This is a genomic window from Klebsiella sp. HN106 (genome assembly GCF_051209435.1).
Classification (GTDB): Bacteria; Pseudomonadota; Gammaproteobacteria; order Enterobacterales; family Enterobacteriaceae; genus Klebsiella; species Klebsiella oxytoca.
Map to the genome: position 1 here is coordinate 1,244,463 of NZ_JBLURD010000001.1, position 15,975 is coordinate 1,260,437.

At 54.8% G+C, this 15,975-nt stretch carries 12 protein-coding genes; 6 read left to right on the forward strand and 6 right to left on the reverse strand.

What is annotated here, in order from left to right; genetic code table 11:
- Positions 1–697: 697 nt before the first annotated feature.
- On the forward strand, positions 698–2,284 hold the full coding sequence (locus ACSIPU_RS05870; RefSeq protein ID WP_004103710.1) for a TerC family protein: 1,587 nt from the start codon (positions 698–700) through the stop codon (positions 2,282–2,284).
- Between the two features lie 307 nt (positions 2,285–2,591).
- Here ACSIPU_RS05870 and asmA read toward each other — a convergent pair whose 3' ends face one another.
- The 4 genes from asmA to alkA form a co-directional block, all read right to left on the reverse strand.
- Positions 2,592–4,439, reverse strand: a complete 1,848-nt coding sequence (gene asmA, locus ACSIPU_RS05875) for an outer membrane assembly protein AsmA (RefSeq protein WP_115239405.1) — start codon at positions 4,437–4,439, stop codon at positions 2,592–2,594.
- Positions 4,440–4,466: 27 nt separating this feature from the next.
- Positions 4,467–5,048: a dCTP deaminase gene (gene dcd / locus ACSIPU_RS05880; RefSeq protein ID WP_004103714.1), complete on the reverse strand. Its 582-nt coding sequence runs from the start codon at positions 5,046–5,048 to the stop codon at positions 4,467–4,469.
- Positions 5,049–5,138: 90 nt separating this feature from the next.
- Positions 5,139–5,780 (reverse strand): uridine kinase, encoded by a 642-nt coding sequence (gene udk / locus ACSIPU_RS05885; protein WP_004103715.1) that lies wholly within the window; start codon positions 5,778–5,780, stop codon positions 5,139–5,141.
- A 114-nt stretch (positions 5,781–5,894) separates the two neighbouring features.
- Positions 5,895–6,743: a DNA-3-methyladenine glycosylase 2 gene (gene alkA / locus ACSIPU_RS05890; RefSeq protein WP_196557602.1), complete on the reverse strand. Its 849-nt coding sequence runs from the start codon at positions 6,741–6,743 to the stop codon at positions 5,895–5,897.
- A 135-nt stretch (positions 6,744–6,878) separates the two neighbouring features.
- Here alkA and yegD point away from each other — a divergent pair, with 135 nt between their 5' ends.
- On the forward strand, positions 6,879–8,231 hold the full coding sequence (yegD, locus tag ACSIPU_RS05895) for a molecular chaperone (protein ID WP_024274463.1): 1,353 nt from the start codon (positions 6,879–6,881) through the stop codon (positions 8,229–8,231).
- A gap of 92 nt (positions 8,232–8,323) precedes the next feature.
- On the opposite strand, the gene ACSIPU_RS05900 is transcribed toward yegD, so the two are convergent.
- Entirely contained in the window at positions 8,324–9,610 is a 1,287-nt protein-coding gene (locus tag ACSIPU_RS05900) for a citrate synthase (protein ID WP_004113987.1), read from the reverse strand.
- 812 nt (positions 9,611–10,422) lie between these two features.
- On the opposite strand from ACSIPU_RS05900, the gene ACSIPU_RS05905 reads away from it, so the two are divergent.
- From ACSIPU_RS05905 to ACSIPU_RS05920, 4 genes are all read left to right on the forward strand, one after another.
- Positions 10,423–12,393: a sensor histidine kinase gene (locus ACSIPU_RS05905; protein WP_196557455.1), complete on the forward strand. Its 1,971-nt coding sequence runs from the start codon at positions 10,423–10,425 to the stop codon at positions 12,391–12,393.
- Positions 12,390–13,088, forward strand: coding sequence for a response regulator transcription factor (locus ACSIPU_RS05910; protein ID WP_004103720.1), 699 nt, complete (start codon positions 12,390–12,392; stop codon positions 13,086–13,088). The genes ACSIPU_RS05905 and ACSIPU_RS05910 overlap by 4 nt, the downstream gene beginning before the upstream one ends.
- A 356-nt stretch (positions 13,089–13,444) precedes the next feature.
- Positions 13,445–13,585 (forward strand): small membrane protein, encoded by a 141-nt coding sequence (locus tag ACSIPU_RS05915; RefSeq protein WP_004200439.1) that lies wholly within the window; start codon positions 13,445–13,447, stop codon positions 13,583–13,585.
- 106 nt (positions 13,586–13,691) lie between these two features.
- Entirely contained in the window at positions 13,692–14,309 is a 618-nt protein-coding gene (locus tag ACSIPU_RS05920; protein WP_004103721.1) for a helix-turn-helix transcriptional regulator, read from the forward strand.
- Between the two features lie 297 nt (positions 14,310–14,606).
- On the opposite strand, the gene ACSIPU_RS05925 is transcribed toward ACSIPU_RS05920, so the two are convergent.
- Positions 14,607–15,881, reverse strand: a complete 1,275-nt coding sequence (locus ACSIPU_RS05925) for a dicarboxylate/amino acid:cation symporter (RefSeq protein ID WP_004113990.1) — start codon at positions 15,879–15,881, stop codon at positions 14,607–14,609.
- Positions 15,882–15,975 lie beyond the last annotated feature (94 nt).

The following is a 15,975-nucleotide window of genomic DNA, read 5'->3' on the forward strand; positions in this document are numbered from 1 at the left end:
TCCCATTTGATACCTTGTTATCTTTCAACAAGAGTTGACACAGAACAAGTGACTGCAAAAAATCATAAAATTAGCCAAAATAATCGCTTATATTGAATATAAAATTATTTCGCACACAAAAACGGCTAAATTTCAGCGAAACAGGCCATATCCTTGACTTCAACCTCAGTGGCGGCCATCCCCATATAGATCCAGCCTATGCTGCAGGCGATTAATAGTCTTCACTATGGCTTTTTTTGTTCTGCATCACATATAACCCTCACAATATCGTCCAGCAAAAATTGATCTGCCGCAAGCCACGACATTAAGTAGTATAAAAATCTAAATTCCAGGAAAGCGCTGTTATATACATCAAATCTATTGATAGAGTTTTCCATTGCCCGTGTGCTCAATCCAGGTTTTCTGCGCCGATATTCTGCGCGGCCGCTTCGCTTACATCCTTAAAACCTGGCTTTTCATCCGGCAGATGCTGGCGGTTGTTATTGATGAAAATTCGCACCAGAGCAAATAAGTAGAACCCTATAAGCTTATGGTTAAATAAGGTTATATTCTGAACAACTGATTATATTAATAGCAGGACTCATCGGCGCGCGGATTTTGACCGCGGGCAAATCGCCGCAGAAAATATTGCATTTTAACTATAGCTTATCCATGATCTGTACATGGCACTCTTAGGTTGTAAAGGTTTTAACTAAATATGGAATGGATTGCCGACCCCTCGATCTGGGCCGGGCTCATAACGCTTGTCGTTATTGAGCTGGTACTTGGTATTGATAATCTGGTCTTTATCGCCATTCTCGCGGAAAAACTTCCCCCCGCTCAGCGAGACCGCGCGCGCGTCACCGGCCTGCTGCTGGCAATGGTAATGCGTCTGCTGCTGCTGGCGTCAATCTCCTGGCTGGTGACGCTCACCAAACCGCTGATTACCTGGCACGATCTGAGCTTTAGCGCTCGCGATCTGATCATGCTGTTTGGCGGTTTATTCCTGCTTTTCAAAGCCACCGTTGAGCTTAATGAACGGCTGGAGGGGAAGGACAGCAATAATCCCACTCAGCGCAAAGGCGCGAAATTCTGGGGAGTGGTCGCGCAAATCGTGGTGCTGGACGCCATCTTCTCCCTCGACTCGGTTATTACCGCGGTCGGCATGGTTGACCATCTGGCGGTGATGATGGCGGCGGTGATCATTGCCATCAGCCTGATGCTGATGGCCAGTAAAGCCCTGACCCGCTTCGTTAACAGTCATCCAACCATCGTCATTCTCTGTCTCAGCTTCCTGTTGATGATTGGTTTTAGCCTGATTGCCGAAGGCTTCGGCTTTCCTATTCCGAAAGGCTACCTGTACGCAGCGATTGGCTTCTCGGTCATGATCGAGTCCTTTAATCAGCTGGCGATTTTTAACCGCCATCGTTTTCTTTCGGCCAACCTGACGCTGCGTCAGAGAACCACTGAAGCGGTGATGAGCCTGTTGAGCGGCCGCAAGGACAATAGCGAGCTGGATAGCGATACCGCCTCGCTGGTTGCCGACCGTGACGATAACCCGCTGTTTAATCCTCAGGAACGGCGGATGATTGAGCGGGTTCTCAATCTCAATCAGCGCACCGTCAGCAGCATAATGACCTCGCGCCATGATATTGAACATATTGACCTCAGCGCTCCGGAAGAAGAGATTCGCGCCTTACTCGACAAAAATCAGCATACCCGCCTGGTGGTAACCGGCGGCAATGATGACGAAGATATGCTCGGCGTCGTGCACGTGATCGATCTTCTGCAACAATCGCTGCGTAATGAACCGCTCGATCTGCAGGCCCTGATCCGTCAGCCGCTGGTGTTCCCGGAAACGCTGCCGCTGCTTCCTGCGCTGGAGCAGTTCCGTAAAGCCCGAACCCATTTTGCCTTTGTGGTCGATGAGTTCGGTTCCGTAGAGGGGATAGTAACGCTCAGCGACGTGATGGAGACCATCGCCGGTAATCTGCCTAATGAAGTGGAAGAGATAGACGCTCGCCACGATATTCACAAAAACAGTGACGATAGCTGGACGGTTAATGGACATATGCCGCTGGAAGATTTGGTCCAGTACGTGCCCCTGCCGCTGGATGACAAGCGGGAATACCATACCGTCGCCGGTCTGCTGATGGAGTATCTGCAGCATGTTCCGCAGGAAGGTGAAGAGGTGAATATTGACGGTTACGTTCTGCGCACGCTGCAGGTAGAGAGCCATCGCGTGCAAAAAGTACTGATTGTGCCGCCGGCGCAGGAAGAAGATGAACTGGACTATGAAGTGTAGCGCCTTCATATGTGAAGTTTAAAAAGCCGGGCGAAAGGTAACGTAACAAAACGGTGGCTGATAGTGCGCTGAAATTAAAGCCGGGTGGCGGCTGACGCTTAACCCGGCCGACAAAGAACCATCAGCTTTCGCAGGCTGGCGCACCGGAGTGTAGCCCGGCAATTTCATAATGCAGATGATGCTTTAATAAGGCGCCCCAGTTTATACCTTATGCCGGGCGGCGGCTGGCGCCTTACCCGGCCGACAAAGAGTGATACCTTCCCCGAACGTGACGCGAATCCTCAATACCCCGTGACCGCTGCCAGACTCATAGTTTGTCGAGCAGCTTTTTCACATCCTTACCATCCTGGGTATCTTTATTGCGTTCGACCCATTCATTAAGCCGCTTTTTAGCTTCATCCTGCAGCTGCTTACGCAGTATCTGATCCACCTGCAGGCTGTAGCTCAGCGTCTGCCAGTTGCCATAAATACGCAGAGGGATCGCGGTCTGTTTGAGACGGTCAATGAGCTTGCTCTCCCCCTTCCAGCCGCCCAGAACCCGAACGTTGAAGCGCATATCACACTCTTCTTTCAGCAGGTTAAGCTCGCCCTGACCGGTCAATGCCATGAGTTCAGACTGCCCCTGCAGACCCTTTAAGGTAACCAGTCCGTTATTCAGCTGCAGCTCGGTACTGACGTCGTCGAGTCGGGTCGCGTTATCGTAATTTTCCTGGGCCTGAACGTTAGTACTGCGCTCGACGGCCTGCTGCACCAGCTGCTGAAAGTTAAGTCCTTCCGTGCGCGTATCCTTCATCTGAATTTGCGCCTGCCCCTGCCAGCTGCGGCGGAATTCATCAGCATCAATCTTGTCGCCGGAAAATTCGCCGGTCAGCGAAAGCTTGCCGGTGAGGTTAATCGAGTAATCAAACGCTTGCAGAATAGTGCCTATCTCAACGTTGTCGAGCTGAGGCTTAAACGAAGCATGCGGCGTCTCGCCGCGCGCGTCCAGCGAGCCGGGAAGCGAAAGCTGTCCGCCGTCCAGGTTCCCCTGCATTTGGCTGATGGTCAGCAGCCCCTGCTGGTTGCTGATATCGCTTTTAACCTGGGTAAAATTCATGCCCCGCCACTGCAGCTGGTCCGCCGCCAGGGTCATCCGCGCGTTAAAACCGCGCAGTGAGCTGTAGTCCCGCTGAAAATCGTTATCGGCAATCACCGGGCGGAGCTGCCGGGTCTGGCTTTGACCTTGCTGATTGACGCCATTATTGCTGGCTGCAGCGCCACGGGAAAGGAGGTTATCGAGATTCAGCGTGCCGGCATGAAGGTTAAGCGTCCAGTCAGGCCGATCGCCCAGCACAACGCTGCCGCTGCCGGTAATCGTGCTGCCGTTTGCTGTTACGTTCAGGTTATCGAAGCTGAGCTTTTTGGCATCTTCCAGCCAGCTCGCCTGCAGGCTGGCCTGGCCGCTCATCCCTTCCGGCGGGAGTTCTGCCCCGCGAAGCTGCCAGTTGAGCTGTGAAAAATCAGCCTTCAAAGAGTGAGGATAGTCGCCGCCCTGCACCCGGGCGGAGAAGGAGAGCGCCAAATCCCGCTGGTCGCGGTTCACCCGACCAGAAAAATCGACCGTCGCGCGATGGCTGTCATCCTGCTCCATCTGCAGACGGATATCGCGCACCGTAACCTGTTCGCCGTCTTCATGCTGGAAGAAGAGCACGCTGTCGGCAATCTGCAGTTTTTCGACATCATACGACCAGCCGCGATCCTCCGGCACCTGAGGCAGCGTGTTGTCGTGCGGGACAACCGGCGCGCTCTGGCTACGTACGGCTTCGGTTTTTGAGGTCAGTTGGATCACCGCGCCTTTCAGCATCACCTGCTTGACCTGCAGCTGATGAGAAAGCAGCGGCAGCAGCCCGACGTCGAGGCGCATATTATCCGCGCGGATAACCGGCTCCTCCGCGCCCGGCGCGGTCAGCTTCATGCGGCCTGAAAGAATGCTGAGCTGCGGCCAGACGTGCCAGCGCAGCGGACCATCGAGTTCGAGCTGATAGCCGCTGCGATCCGCTACCTCTTTCACCATATAGGCGCGAAAATCGTTGGGGTTGACCAGCAATACCAGCGCGGTAAGACCGGCGACAACAACCGCCAGTAAGATCATCAGCGTGGTCAGAATTCGTCTCATGGCATCCTCAGCAAACCGCTAAAATTATCAATCCTTGTCGATTCGACTCGCTACCGCGCCCTGCTGATCGCGATATTTCGCGTCTTCTCGGCGGTTATAAGGACGTAGAGCCGGCCCGGATAAAGGCTCAAAGCTTAACGCCCCGATAAGCATCCCTGGACGCAGCGCCAGCGGCAGCTTACCTGAATTATAGAACTCAAGAACGATACAGCCGGACCAGCCCGGATCGATACGGTGTGCGGTCACGTGCACCATCAAGCCCAGACGCGCCAGCGAAGAGCGCCCGTCAAGCCAGCCGACCAGATCCGGCGGCAGAGTCACTGATTCGTAGGTTACCGCCAGCGCCAGTTCGCCCGGATGCAAAAAGAACGCTTCGCCATCCGGCAGAACAATCTCTTCACTCATCACCCGGTCCAGCGCCGCACTGACTTCCGCCTTAGGGCCGCTCAGGTCAATAAATCCCGCCGTGTGGCCGCGGAAAGTGCGAAACTTATTTCCCAGCCGAACATCGACCGTCGCGCCGTTAATGCGCTCAATGGGCGGGCGCGGATTAATGGCCAGCCGGCCCTCATCCAACCAGGCTTCTATATCTCGATCGCACAGACGCATGAACGTTCTCCTTTAAGGCATTGCGCCCCTACGCCTTCCGGGGATAAGGGCAAATTGGCTTCTCTTTGCACGTTACACAATTCGTTGGTGTTATTCAAAGAACTGACTGATTTTGGCCTTCAGTATATCGATGGCGATACGGTTCTTACCGCCGCGAGGCACAATAATATCGGCATACTGTTTGGAAGGATCGATAAATTGCAGGAACATCGGGCGCACCGTTTTCTGGTACTGCGCCATCACCGAATCCATTGACCGTCCGCGCTCGTTAACATCGCGCTTGATGCGGCGCATCAGGCAGATATCCAGCGGGGTATCGACGAATATGGAGAAGCTGAGTTCGTTGCGCAGGCGGGCATCGGTCAGCAGCAGAATCCCTTCCAGAATGATGACTTTCTTCGGTTCAATGTGAATGGTTTCCGGCATACGGGTATGCTCAACGTAGCTATACACCGGCAGCTCTATCGGCTGGCCGTTTCTTAACATCTGTAAATGCTGAAACAGCAGACTATGATCCATGGAGCTCGGATGGTCATAGTTGGTTTTTACCCGCTCTTCCATCGACAGATGACCTTGATCCTTGTAATAGCTGTCTTCCGGAATAACGCCGATATGTTCATCGCCGACCTGTTCACGTAATTCACGATAAAGCGTACTGGCGATAAGGCTTTTGCCCGAAGCCGATGCGCCGGCGATGCCTATAATGACGCACTGATGAGACGTATCAGTCATAAATTTTTGCGACCTGATTAACCTGGGAATGTAGGAAGGGTGGCGGTTGACCGCCAAACGCCGCAATTATAGGGATTTCAGCGCGTCGATACCAGTGCTAAGCGCCGCTCGGGTCTATTCCGGCTCCGGCGACCAGCCTTCCGTATACCATATATGGAGTAAAGCGTAAGAGCGCCAGGGGTGCCAGCGGCTGGCATAGCGCGCAATACGGGTCGGCGTCATACCTGGGAAACGCTGTTTAATCAGATAATCATCCGGCAGAAAGATATCCGGCGCCTGCCAGCCGCGCAGCGCGAAATAGTTGGCCGTCCAGCGGCCTATGCCGGGCAGCGTCTGCAGCTGCTTCATGCCGGCGTCGATATTATCCGGCGCCACCAGCGGGAGATCGCCGCTGATGGCCGCCCGCGCCAGGTGTACCAGCGCCTCCGCGCGCCGCAGGGGCATGCCCAGCGCCTTTAGCGCCAGCGGGTCGGCCTGCGCCAGCCGCTGCGCGCCGGGAAACAGGTAAAAACCCGGCGCGTCGGCCAGCGGTTCTCCGAAGGCGGCCACCACTTTCCCGGTGAGCTTTGCCGCCATCGCCACGCTGACCAGTTGACCCAGCACCGCGCGTACCGCTTGCTCAAACGGGTCGAGAGAGCCCGGCAAACGCAGCCCCGGCCTCGGCTGCGCGAGCGCCCCCAGCGTCAAGGCAACCTGCTGCGGGTCACAGGATAAGTCCAACAATCTCCCCACCCGCATCAGGCACTCGTCCGCCACCGGCTGCAGTCCGGCGGAAAGCGTAACCCACATGCCCTGCGCGGCCTCATCCGGCATCACCGTAATCAGCCCGGCGCAGCCATTAAGGGCAAAGCTGCGGCGATAGCCATCGTCGCCGAAGGTTTCAATTCCCTGTACCGCACGAGCGCCAAGAAAGCTGAACATCCAATGCCAGTCGTAGGGGGGATTCCAGGGTAGCAGCGTCATCATTTCTCCTTTTTAGCGTTTCAATCATAGCGGCTCCGCGCCGGACGCGCCTTGCTTTTAAATTCCAGTTGTCGCAGTGCCGTCGATCCGCTAAAGTCGCCCCCCTTCTTCACCGGCATGGGGATTTTGCAGGCTATGTATATTGGTTTTGACTACGGTACCGCTAACTGTTCGGTCGCGGTGATGCGCGAAAATACACCGCAGCTGCTGACGCTGGAAAACGGCAGTTCACTGCTGCCGTCCATGCTTTGCGCGCCGACCCGCGAAGCGGTCAGCGAGTGGCTCTACCGCCATCATGACGTCCCGCCCAACGGTGATGAAAACCAGGCGCTGCTGCGCCGCGCGATAAGCTTCAATCGTGAGGAAGATATCGATGTACTCAGCAACAGCGTGCAGTTTGGCCTCGCTTCGCTGCATCAGTACGTTGACGATCCGGAAGAGGTTTACTTCGTGAAGTCGCCGAAATCGTTCCTCGGCGCCAGCGGGCTTAAGCCGCAGCAGGTTGCGCTGTTTGAAGATTTAGTCTGCGCCATGATGCTGCATATCAAACTCCAGGCGCAAACGCAGCTGCCGGACGCCATCGACCAGGCGGTTATCGGACGGCCGATTAACTTCCAGGGGCTGGGCGGCGATGACGCCAACGCCCAGGCGCAGGGAATTCTTGAGCGAGCGGCAAAGCGCGCGGGCTTTCGCGACGTCGTATTTCAGTTTGAGCCGGTCGCCGCCGGTCTGGATTTCGAAGCGACGCTGAGCGAAGAAAAACGCGTGCTGGTCGTCGATATCGGCGGCGGGACCACCGACTGTTCACTGCTGTTGATGGGGCCGCAGTGGCGGGAAAAAGCCGATCGCCAGCAAAGCCTGCTCGGCCATAGCGGCTGCCGCGTCGGCGGTAACGACCTGGATATCGCCCTGGCCTTTAAATGCCTGATGCCGCTGCTGGGGATGGGCGGCGATACGGAAAAAGGTATCGCGCTGCCGATTCTGCCGTGGTGGAATGCGGTGGCGATTAACGACGTTCCGGCGCAGACCGATTTTTACAGCGCCGCCAATGGTCGTCTGCTTAACGATTTGCTGCGCAGCGCCCGCGATAGCGAGAAGGTCGCGCTGCTGCTGAAGGTGTGGCGTCAGCGTCTTAGCTACCGTCTGGTGCGTAGCGCGGAAGAGAGTAAAATCGCCCTTTCCGCGCAGCCGACCGTGACAACCGATCTGCCGTTTATCAGCGATGAGCTGGCCACGGCTATCAGCCAGCAGGGGCTGGAAGCCGCGCTGGATCAGCCGTTAACCCGCATTATGGAGCAGGTTCAGCTGGCGCTGGATAACAGCAATGAGCAGCCGGATGTGATTTACCTGACCGGCGGCAGCGCTCGCTCGCCGTTGATTAAAAAAGCGCTGGCAGCCCATCTGCCGGGTATTCCGGTTGCCGGCGGCGATGATTTTGGCTCGGTCACCGCCGGTCTGGCCCGCTGGGCGCAGGTGGTATTTCGTTAACCATCCGTTCCCGGACTACGGGACGCAGTGAGATTGTTGCCCGGCTTAGCGCAGCGCGAGCCGGGTTCACTTCCCCCGATTGCCGCCCCCTCTCAGCGCCCTTCACGCCGCGAAACGTAATCCCGCCTCTTTTCACCGGTATAAATCTGCCGCGGGCGATAAATATTCAGCGGCGCTTCGTGCATTTCGTTCCAGTGCGCCACCCAGCCGAGCGTTCTGCCAACGGCGGTGATCACCACAAACATGGATGAAGGCAGCCCCATCGCTTTGAGGATCACCGCTGTATAGAAATCAACGCTCGGCGACAGGCCATTTTCCACGAAGTACGGGTCGGTCAGCGCCACCTCTTCGAGGGCCATCGCTACCTGCAATGGCATATCGCACATCCCCAGTTCCTCCAGCACCCGGTGACAGGTTTCGCGCAAAATGGCGGCTCGCGGGTCGAGGTTACGGTAGCGAGAGTTACCGAATCCGAGACGACGTAACGCCTGCGGGTCGCGTTTCGCTTTGCTCAGGAACGCAGGGATTTGATCAACGGTTTTAATCTCCTCCAGCATCCGCATACTGGCTTCATTAGCCCCGCCGTGGGTCGGCCCCCACAGCGAAGCGAGCCCTGCGGCGATACAGGCAAACAGGTTCGCCCCGGAAGAGCCCGCCGCCCGAACGGTGGTGGTTGATGCGCACTGGCCGTGATCGGCGTGCAGCACCAGGATCTGGTTCATCGCCTGTTCAATCACCGGATTCAGCTGGTACGGTTCCGCCGGGATGGCAAACAGCATATGCAGGAAATTGCCCGCATAAGAGAGATCGTTGCGTGGATACTGCGCCGGTTGCTCAATAGAGAACTTGTAGCTCATCGCCGCCAGCGTCGGCATTTTCGACAGCAGGCGGGTGGCGGCCAGAGCCCGGTGCTCCGGGTTTTCAACGTCCAGCACATCATGATAAAACGCCGCCAGCGTGCCGACCAGGGCGCACATTAAGGCCATCGGATGCGAGTCGCGGCGGAAGCTGCCGCACATCCGCGCAATCTGCTCGTGCACCAGGCTATGGCGGGTAATCGTATTTTTGAACACCTGATAGCTGGCTTCATCAGGCGCATCGCCCTGCAGCAGAATCCAGGCCACTTCTAGAAAGTCACACTGGCGAGCCAGCTGATCGACCGGATAGCCGCGGTGCAGCAGAACGCTGTTCTCGGTATCGATCCAGGAGATAGCCGACGTGCAGCCGGCGGTATTAGCAAAGCCGGGGTCGAAACTGCACAGGCCTGAAGACGCCAGCGGACGGATATCCATGCCGAGGTGGCCCAGCGTTCCCGCCACCGTACCCAAAGGAATAGACTGCTGTTCATCCAAAGAAAGCGTTAGCGATTTCGTCGTCATCCTGTAAGGTCCCCTTCCACAACGAGTCAATGATTAACCTGGTCATTTCTCCAGGCGGAATAACCAACATAACCACAGTCGACCGCTGATTCTTTGATATAAATAACCAAAACATTGATAAACGACGGCTATTATTCATACTTAAGGAACGTCAGGGCGATTTTTCAACCGCATAAAATACGCATCTCTTGAAATTAGCTGCATCTAAATTCTGACATTCCGCCAGTGAATAATATTTTTACTTCATCAATGAGCAATATATAACCATATTTGTCTAATTTTTTGCGCCTGCAGGATTCGCGTCTCTAGACTTTGCGGCCCTGATTGCCTGAATGCGTTATTTATCACGGGTGGCCCGGCGGGCGTTGACGCCCCCGTGCGATCGCTGCCCCCTCGGCCCTGGCGACAGGTAGGGTTTATTACCATCATTTTTCCCGACATTCATTAAAGCTTAATATAAGCACCTGCTTTTATATGCGCTGATTAAATAATCTATTGCTAATGGTATATAACTCCATGCACCTTCACGGCAGCACATCATAAATCCCTATGCGCTGTTTGAATTTTCCACTTGCTTATTATGACCCGCCCTCATACGTTAACATTGATTGCGAATCTTCTTACGGCAGGTCTGGCCAGTTACCCGGCTTGCAGATAACGCTGGAATAATATCTGCGGCACCAGCAGAATGCTGCGTTGTCCAGCCCTGTAATTTTATTTCCCGGATTCCGGAGAGTTGTCTGTGCCAGCCGCAGAGCCCCGGCGCGTTTATACCGTACGGATTGATTAGTCCATGCCGCAAGGGGGCGTAATTGAATCGTTTGTGCGCTTTTTTTGATGTTCTTCGCAGGCACCGTGGACCGCATTTCTGGGCATGGTGCAGCATCCTTATGGCCCTGCAGATGTGTACGCCGGCGCGCGCGGAAGTCCGTCAGCTGGGTATCGATATTCCCGTTGACTGGTACGCCGACGCCAGCGGCCAGATGTCCCTCGACGCCTTTCTTGCGCTACCGCAAGAGGCGCTAACAACGGCGTCGCTGATCCCGTCGTTTGGGTATTCAAAAAAAACTTTCTGGCTGCGCACGTCACTCCCGGCGGCTTATTTTTCCGGCGAGCAGCGCTGGCTGCAGCTTGGCCCACCGTTTATCGATCGTTTAACCGTCTATTATCGCCCCTACGGCAGCGATAGCCCGTGGAAACAAAAAGAGTTTGGCGACCATGCCCCAGCCCGCGATAGCGACCTCGACTACCGCGAAAGCGTGCTGATTTTAGCGCCCCCGCCCACGAAGGCAGGCTACGAGATGGTCTTCCGTCTGCAGAGCAGCAGCACCCTGATCCTGCTGGCGACGCTCTCATCGCCGCAGGAATTCGTCCGTTCGGCCACCCTCGATACCGCTTTCTGGAGTTTCTATTTCGGTCTGGCGGTCATTGCCAGCGGCATCGCCCTGTGGCTTGCCGTTGCGCTGCGCCGACGTCTGCTGTGGGGGATCTGCCTGTTTTCGCTGAACTATCCGCTCGTCGCGGCCCTGCATGGCTACCCGGAATGGTTATTCGGCGACGCCCTTCTGCCGGTTCAGGATTACATGATTAGCTGCCTGTCGCTGGTAAGCTATGCCACCGCGCTGTGGCTGCATAGCGAGGTCTTCGATCTGAAGAAGAACATGCCGCGGCTGCATCAACTGCTGCTGGCGGCGATCGGCTTAAACATTGCGCTGCAAATCAGCATCCCGCTGGGATTTTACGGCCGGGCAATGCAAATTGAAGCGGGGATATTTTTTATCGCCTCCCCGGTGCTGTTGATCACCTCATGGATGCTGTGGCGGCGTAAAGCGGTTGATATGAATACGCTGCTGCTCGGGCTGCTGCCGCCGGTTTACGTGGTGTCAGCCGGGCTGGCCCTGCTCTCGGTACACGGCGTGATTCCGTTTCATACCAGGGTTTATTCCACCTGGCAGTATGCGCTGATCATCCATATCGTCACGGTCCTGATCATCGCCGTACTGCGGGTACGGGCGGAAAACCGTACCCTGATGCGCAAGCAGCAGCTGGCGAGAGAGTTGCAAATTGAACGCGAGGCCAGCTTCCACCAGCGCCAGTTTATGGGGATGGTGGCGCATGAGTTCAGAACGCCGCTGGCCATCCTCGAGGCGGCGCTGGAAAATCTGCGCCTGTGCCCCACTGTGTCCACGCAGAGCGCGCGCCTCGATCGCATGCAGCGAGCGACCACCCGCCTGGTGCAGCTCACCGATAATTGCCTCGCCGATGCCCGGCTTTCCTCCAGAGACCTGCACGCCGACCGGCAGAATGCGGAGCTGCTGCCGGTTATCTATATCGCCGCCACGGTAGTGGATCTGTCGCTCAATCATTATTTACATGTCATCTGCGAAGGGCAAACTGTCGGGCCGCAATCGCCTTCGCCGGTGCTGTTTATTGATAGCGGGCTGCTGTGTATTGCGATCGCTAATCTGCTCGATAATTCAGTCAAATATTCGGCATCAGGTGAAATAAGAATCGAGATTTATCGCCTGCAAAAAGGGTTTGAAATACGCATTGGCGATCGTGGCCCCGGCATCGCGCCTGAACAGGTTGAGCATATTTTTGAGCGCTATCGACGCGGCGAAACCCATACGACCACGCCAGCCGGCACCGGCCTGGGTCTGTACGTCGCCCGACAAATTATACAGGCCCACGGGGGGGAGCTGTGCCTGGCGAAAAATACCGCTGACGGGTGCGAATTTGCGCTCACACTGCCGCTGGATGGACAGCAGAAGGACAAATCATGACATTACGCGTCGCTATCGTTGAAGATAGCGCTGATTTACTCGACGAACTGCTGGCCTTTTTACGCCATCGCGGCTTCGATGCATGGGGCGTGCGCAGCGCTGAAGCCTTCTGGCGGCAGCTGCATCGCGATCCGGTTGATATCGTGCTCATCGACATCGGTTTACCGGGAGAAGACGGATTTAGCGTGCTGGATTATCTGCATGAAATTGGCCATTTCGGACTGGTCGTCATCACCGCCAGAGGCCATGAGCAGGATCGCCTGCAGGCGCTGAACGCCGGCGCCGACCTGTATCTCATCAAGCCGGTCAACTTTTCCGACCTCGCGGAGAGCATTCACGCGCTTGGCGCCCGTCTCCGCCAGCAATCCGCGCCCCAGCCCACCGCGCCGACGATATCAGCGGAACGGTCAGCCTCTTCCACCTGGATATTACAAAGCGAACAGTTGATTGCGCCATCGGGGCTGATCCTGCCGCTAACGCAGCAGGAGTACCGTCTGCTGGAACTGTTAATGCGCAACCGCAATGAAGTGTGCAGCAAAGTTGACCTGCACGCCTCTCTGTTCACCGATGAAGGCGAACCGGAACTGCACCGGATCGATGTCGTCGTCAGCCGCTTGCGCCACAAGGCCCGCCTTCAGGGCATGGCCCTGCCGATTCGCGCTATTTTTGGCAAAGGTCTGGCGTTTCTTTCCTGATATTTGCCGACCCGGCCTCACCAGGCATTGCATCTTTGCGGCGGCGTCATGGCGGATAGTTTTTCATTCCTCCGCCTCTTGATCACTTTTTTTCAGTTTTTGAGAGGAATGAGAGAAATGAGACTGACAGCATATTAAGAATTTTCTTACATTGACATGGCATCGGGAGCGTACCGATTCAAAGCATCCTCAGGCTAACCGGCTGTGGCCAGATTCAGCATAGCCTGAACGCTGGCCGCCCGCTGTACGCTGTCCGTTCGCCTGTGCCGGCACGGTTTAAAGAAGAGAATAAAAATATTCTCGTGCCTGGGATGTACATTTTTAACACCTGAAAATTTAATTAAAGGATATCCATCATGGCCATGCAAACATGGTTAGCCTTATTACTGTGCATATTTTGCCTCTGCGTTTCGGTATATAGCCTTATTTCTTATATCCGCGACAGGAGAAAACAGAAATTTCCGTTTTCAGCTAAGCACTCTTCGCGCAGAAAATAACTCAGGCGACACCAATAATAAATTATCTGCACAGTAACAATCACCGCATACGCCCGGAGGATTGATCGCAACATGGCGTTATGTTGATTTACAGGGAACTAGCGCCATGAAAAAAATAAACATCGCAATCAATACCAGCAACACTTTTCTGCGGCAATCGCTGGCTTCCATGGTCAATGAGCTCACCCGCCGCGACGGTCATCTGCACGTCAGCTTTTCGTATAAGAAAAATGATTTTTTTGATAAGGATATTATTATCGCCGAGGTTCTCCCCGGTGAAATCTACCTGTGTAATACCAGTCTAAAAAATCGCAAATCAGATAGCTCAGTTATTATACTGCACAGCTACGACCAGCTCCCGGAGCAGGAACTGATTGTTAACTGCCTGAAAGGGGTTATTTTCGTGTCGATAAAATTAGTTAATATTGACAGGATGTTGGCCATCCTTGCTCAGGAGCTAAGAAAGTGCGAAGGTCTGGTTCTGGCCCGGCGGGCCGACTCGGCGATAGTCTGCAGCAACTGCCCGCACAAAATGCTGTCAAAATCGCAGGTTGCCGTCGCCTCCGGAATTATTCATGGCTTTGATATCAGTAAAATCTCCGCCCTGCACAAAGTCACGCCCAAAACCATCACTTGGCACAAAAGTAAAATCATGGAAAAATATCGCCTCAATAACCATTATGACTTTTTCCAGTTTATTAATTTGTTAAAAGAGCGCTGGTAAATCCGCGAATATGCCGGAACTGAGTAACACTATGCGCGATAAAATTAGGAATTTGACGGCTTGTAAGGGTCGGGAATCCGAAAAATATCAGTGAGATGAAAAATATCTACTCTGGTGTTACGCGCAGCAGTAACATGATCCGGTTCCTTGATATGAAAATACCGTAGCGTGTTTTTAGCCATAAGAAAAACGTCTTTATCGAGGAATCTGTTACTTCGTCACATTGCCCCTTGCGTGCCTGTTAGGGGCCTCTTTTTTATGACGAAGCGCGCCCCCGTCAGAGAGGGCGCACGACGATCAGGCCTCGACCTGCTGAGCCGCGGCTTCTTCTTCCGCGACCTCTTCCTGCAACAGACCTTCATTTTTTGACAGCATCGCCGTCGCGATCCCATTCCCCAGCACGTTAATCGCGGAACGCCCCATATCGAGAAAATGGTCAATACCCATCAGCAGCAAAATACCCGCCACCGGAATATTGAAGCTTGGGATCGTCGCGGCCAGCACTACCAGCGCCGAGCGCGGCACCCCGGCAATTCCCTTTGATGCCAGCATCAGGGTCAGCATCATCACGGTGATCTCGCTAAAGCTCAGATGAATATTGTAGGCCTGAGCGATAAACATCGCGGCAAACGAGCAGTACACCATCGAGCCGACGAGGTTAAAGGAGTAGCCGATGGGCAGCACGAACGACGCGATATTACGCGAGCAGCCGAACTCCACGAGGCGCTCAAGGGTCTTCGGATAGGCAGCTTCTGAGCTGCTGGTGGTAAACGCCACCAGTACCGGATCTTTCAGCATATTAAGCAGGCGAAAAACCTCTTTTTTCAGGACCATATATCCCACCGCCAGCAGCACCATGCTGGTCAGCAGCACTGCAACGTAGTAACCGCCGATGAACGAAGCATAGTTAAGCAGGATCCCCAGCCCCTGCGAGGCGATAACCGAAGAGATGGCGGCAAAAATCGCCAGCGGTGCCACGTACATCACGTACCCGGTGACCTTCAGCATAATATGGGAAACCACGTTCAGGGCCGCCACCAGCGGAGCGTTGAATTTTTCCCCCAGCGACGCTCCGGCAATGCCGAAGAACATTGAGAACACCACGATTTGCAGAATTTCGTTGTTGGCCATCGCTTCGGTAATGCTGGTCGGAATAGTGTGCGTCAGAAAGCCTTTCAGGCTCATCCCGCTCACCGCCAGGCCGGTATCGACCGACTCTTTCGGAATTGCCAGATTCAACCCGGCGCCGGGGTGCTCAAGGGTAACAATCACCAGCCCAACCAGAATGGAGAGAATCGAAGAGGTAACAAACCACACCATGGCTTTACCGCCGACCCGCCCAATGGTAGCCGTTTCGCCAAGCCGCATAATGCCGACGGTGAGCGTACTGAAGACTAATGGCGCAATCACCATTTTAATCAGGCGCAGGAACACGTCGGTCAGCAGCGTAATGTTTTCAGACCATGCGGTTATGGTCGTTTGCGCGGCGTATGCGTGAATGGCCGCGCCGGAGAGGATCCCCAACAGCATAAAGATAACGATGAACAGCGTGAGTTTGTTTGCACTTGCCACAAAAATTAACCCCTGATTTATTTAACGTGTTGTTATCAATGTGCATATATTTTATTTATTGGAGCACACCAAACATTCATCACATAAATTGAAT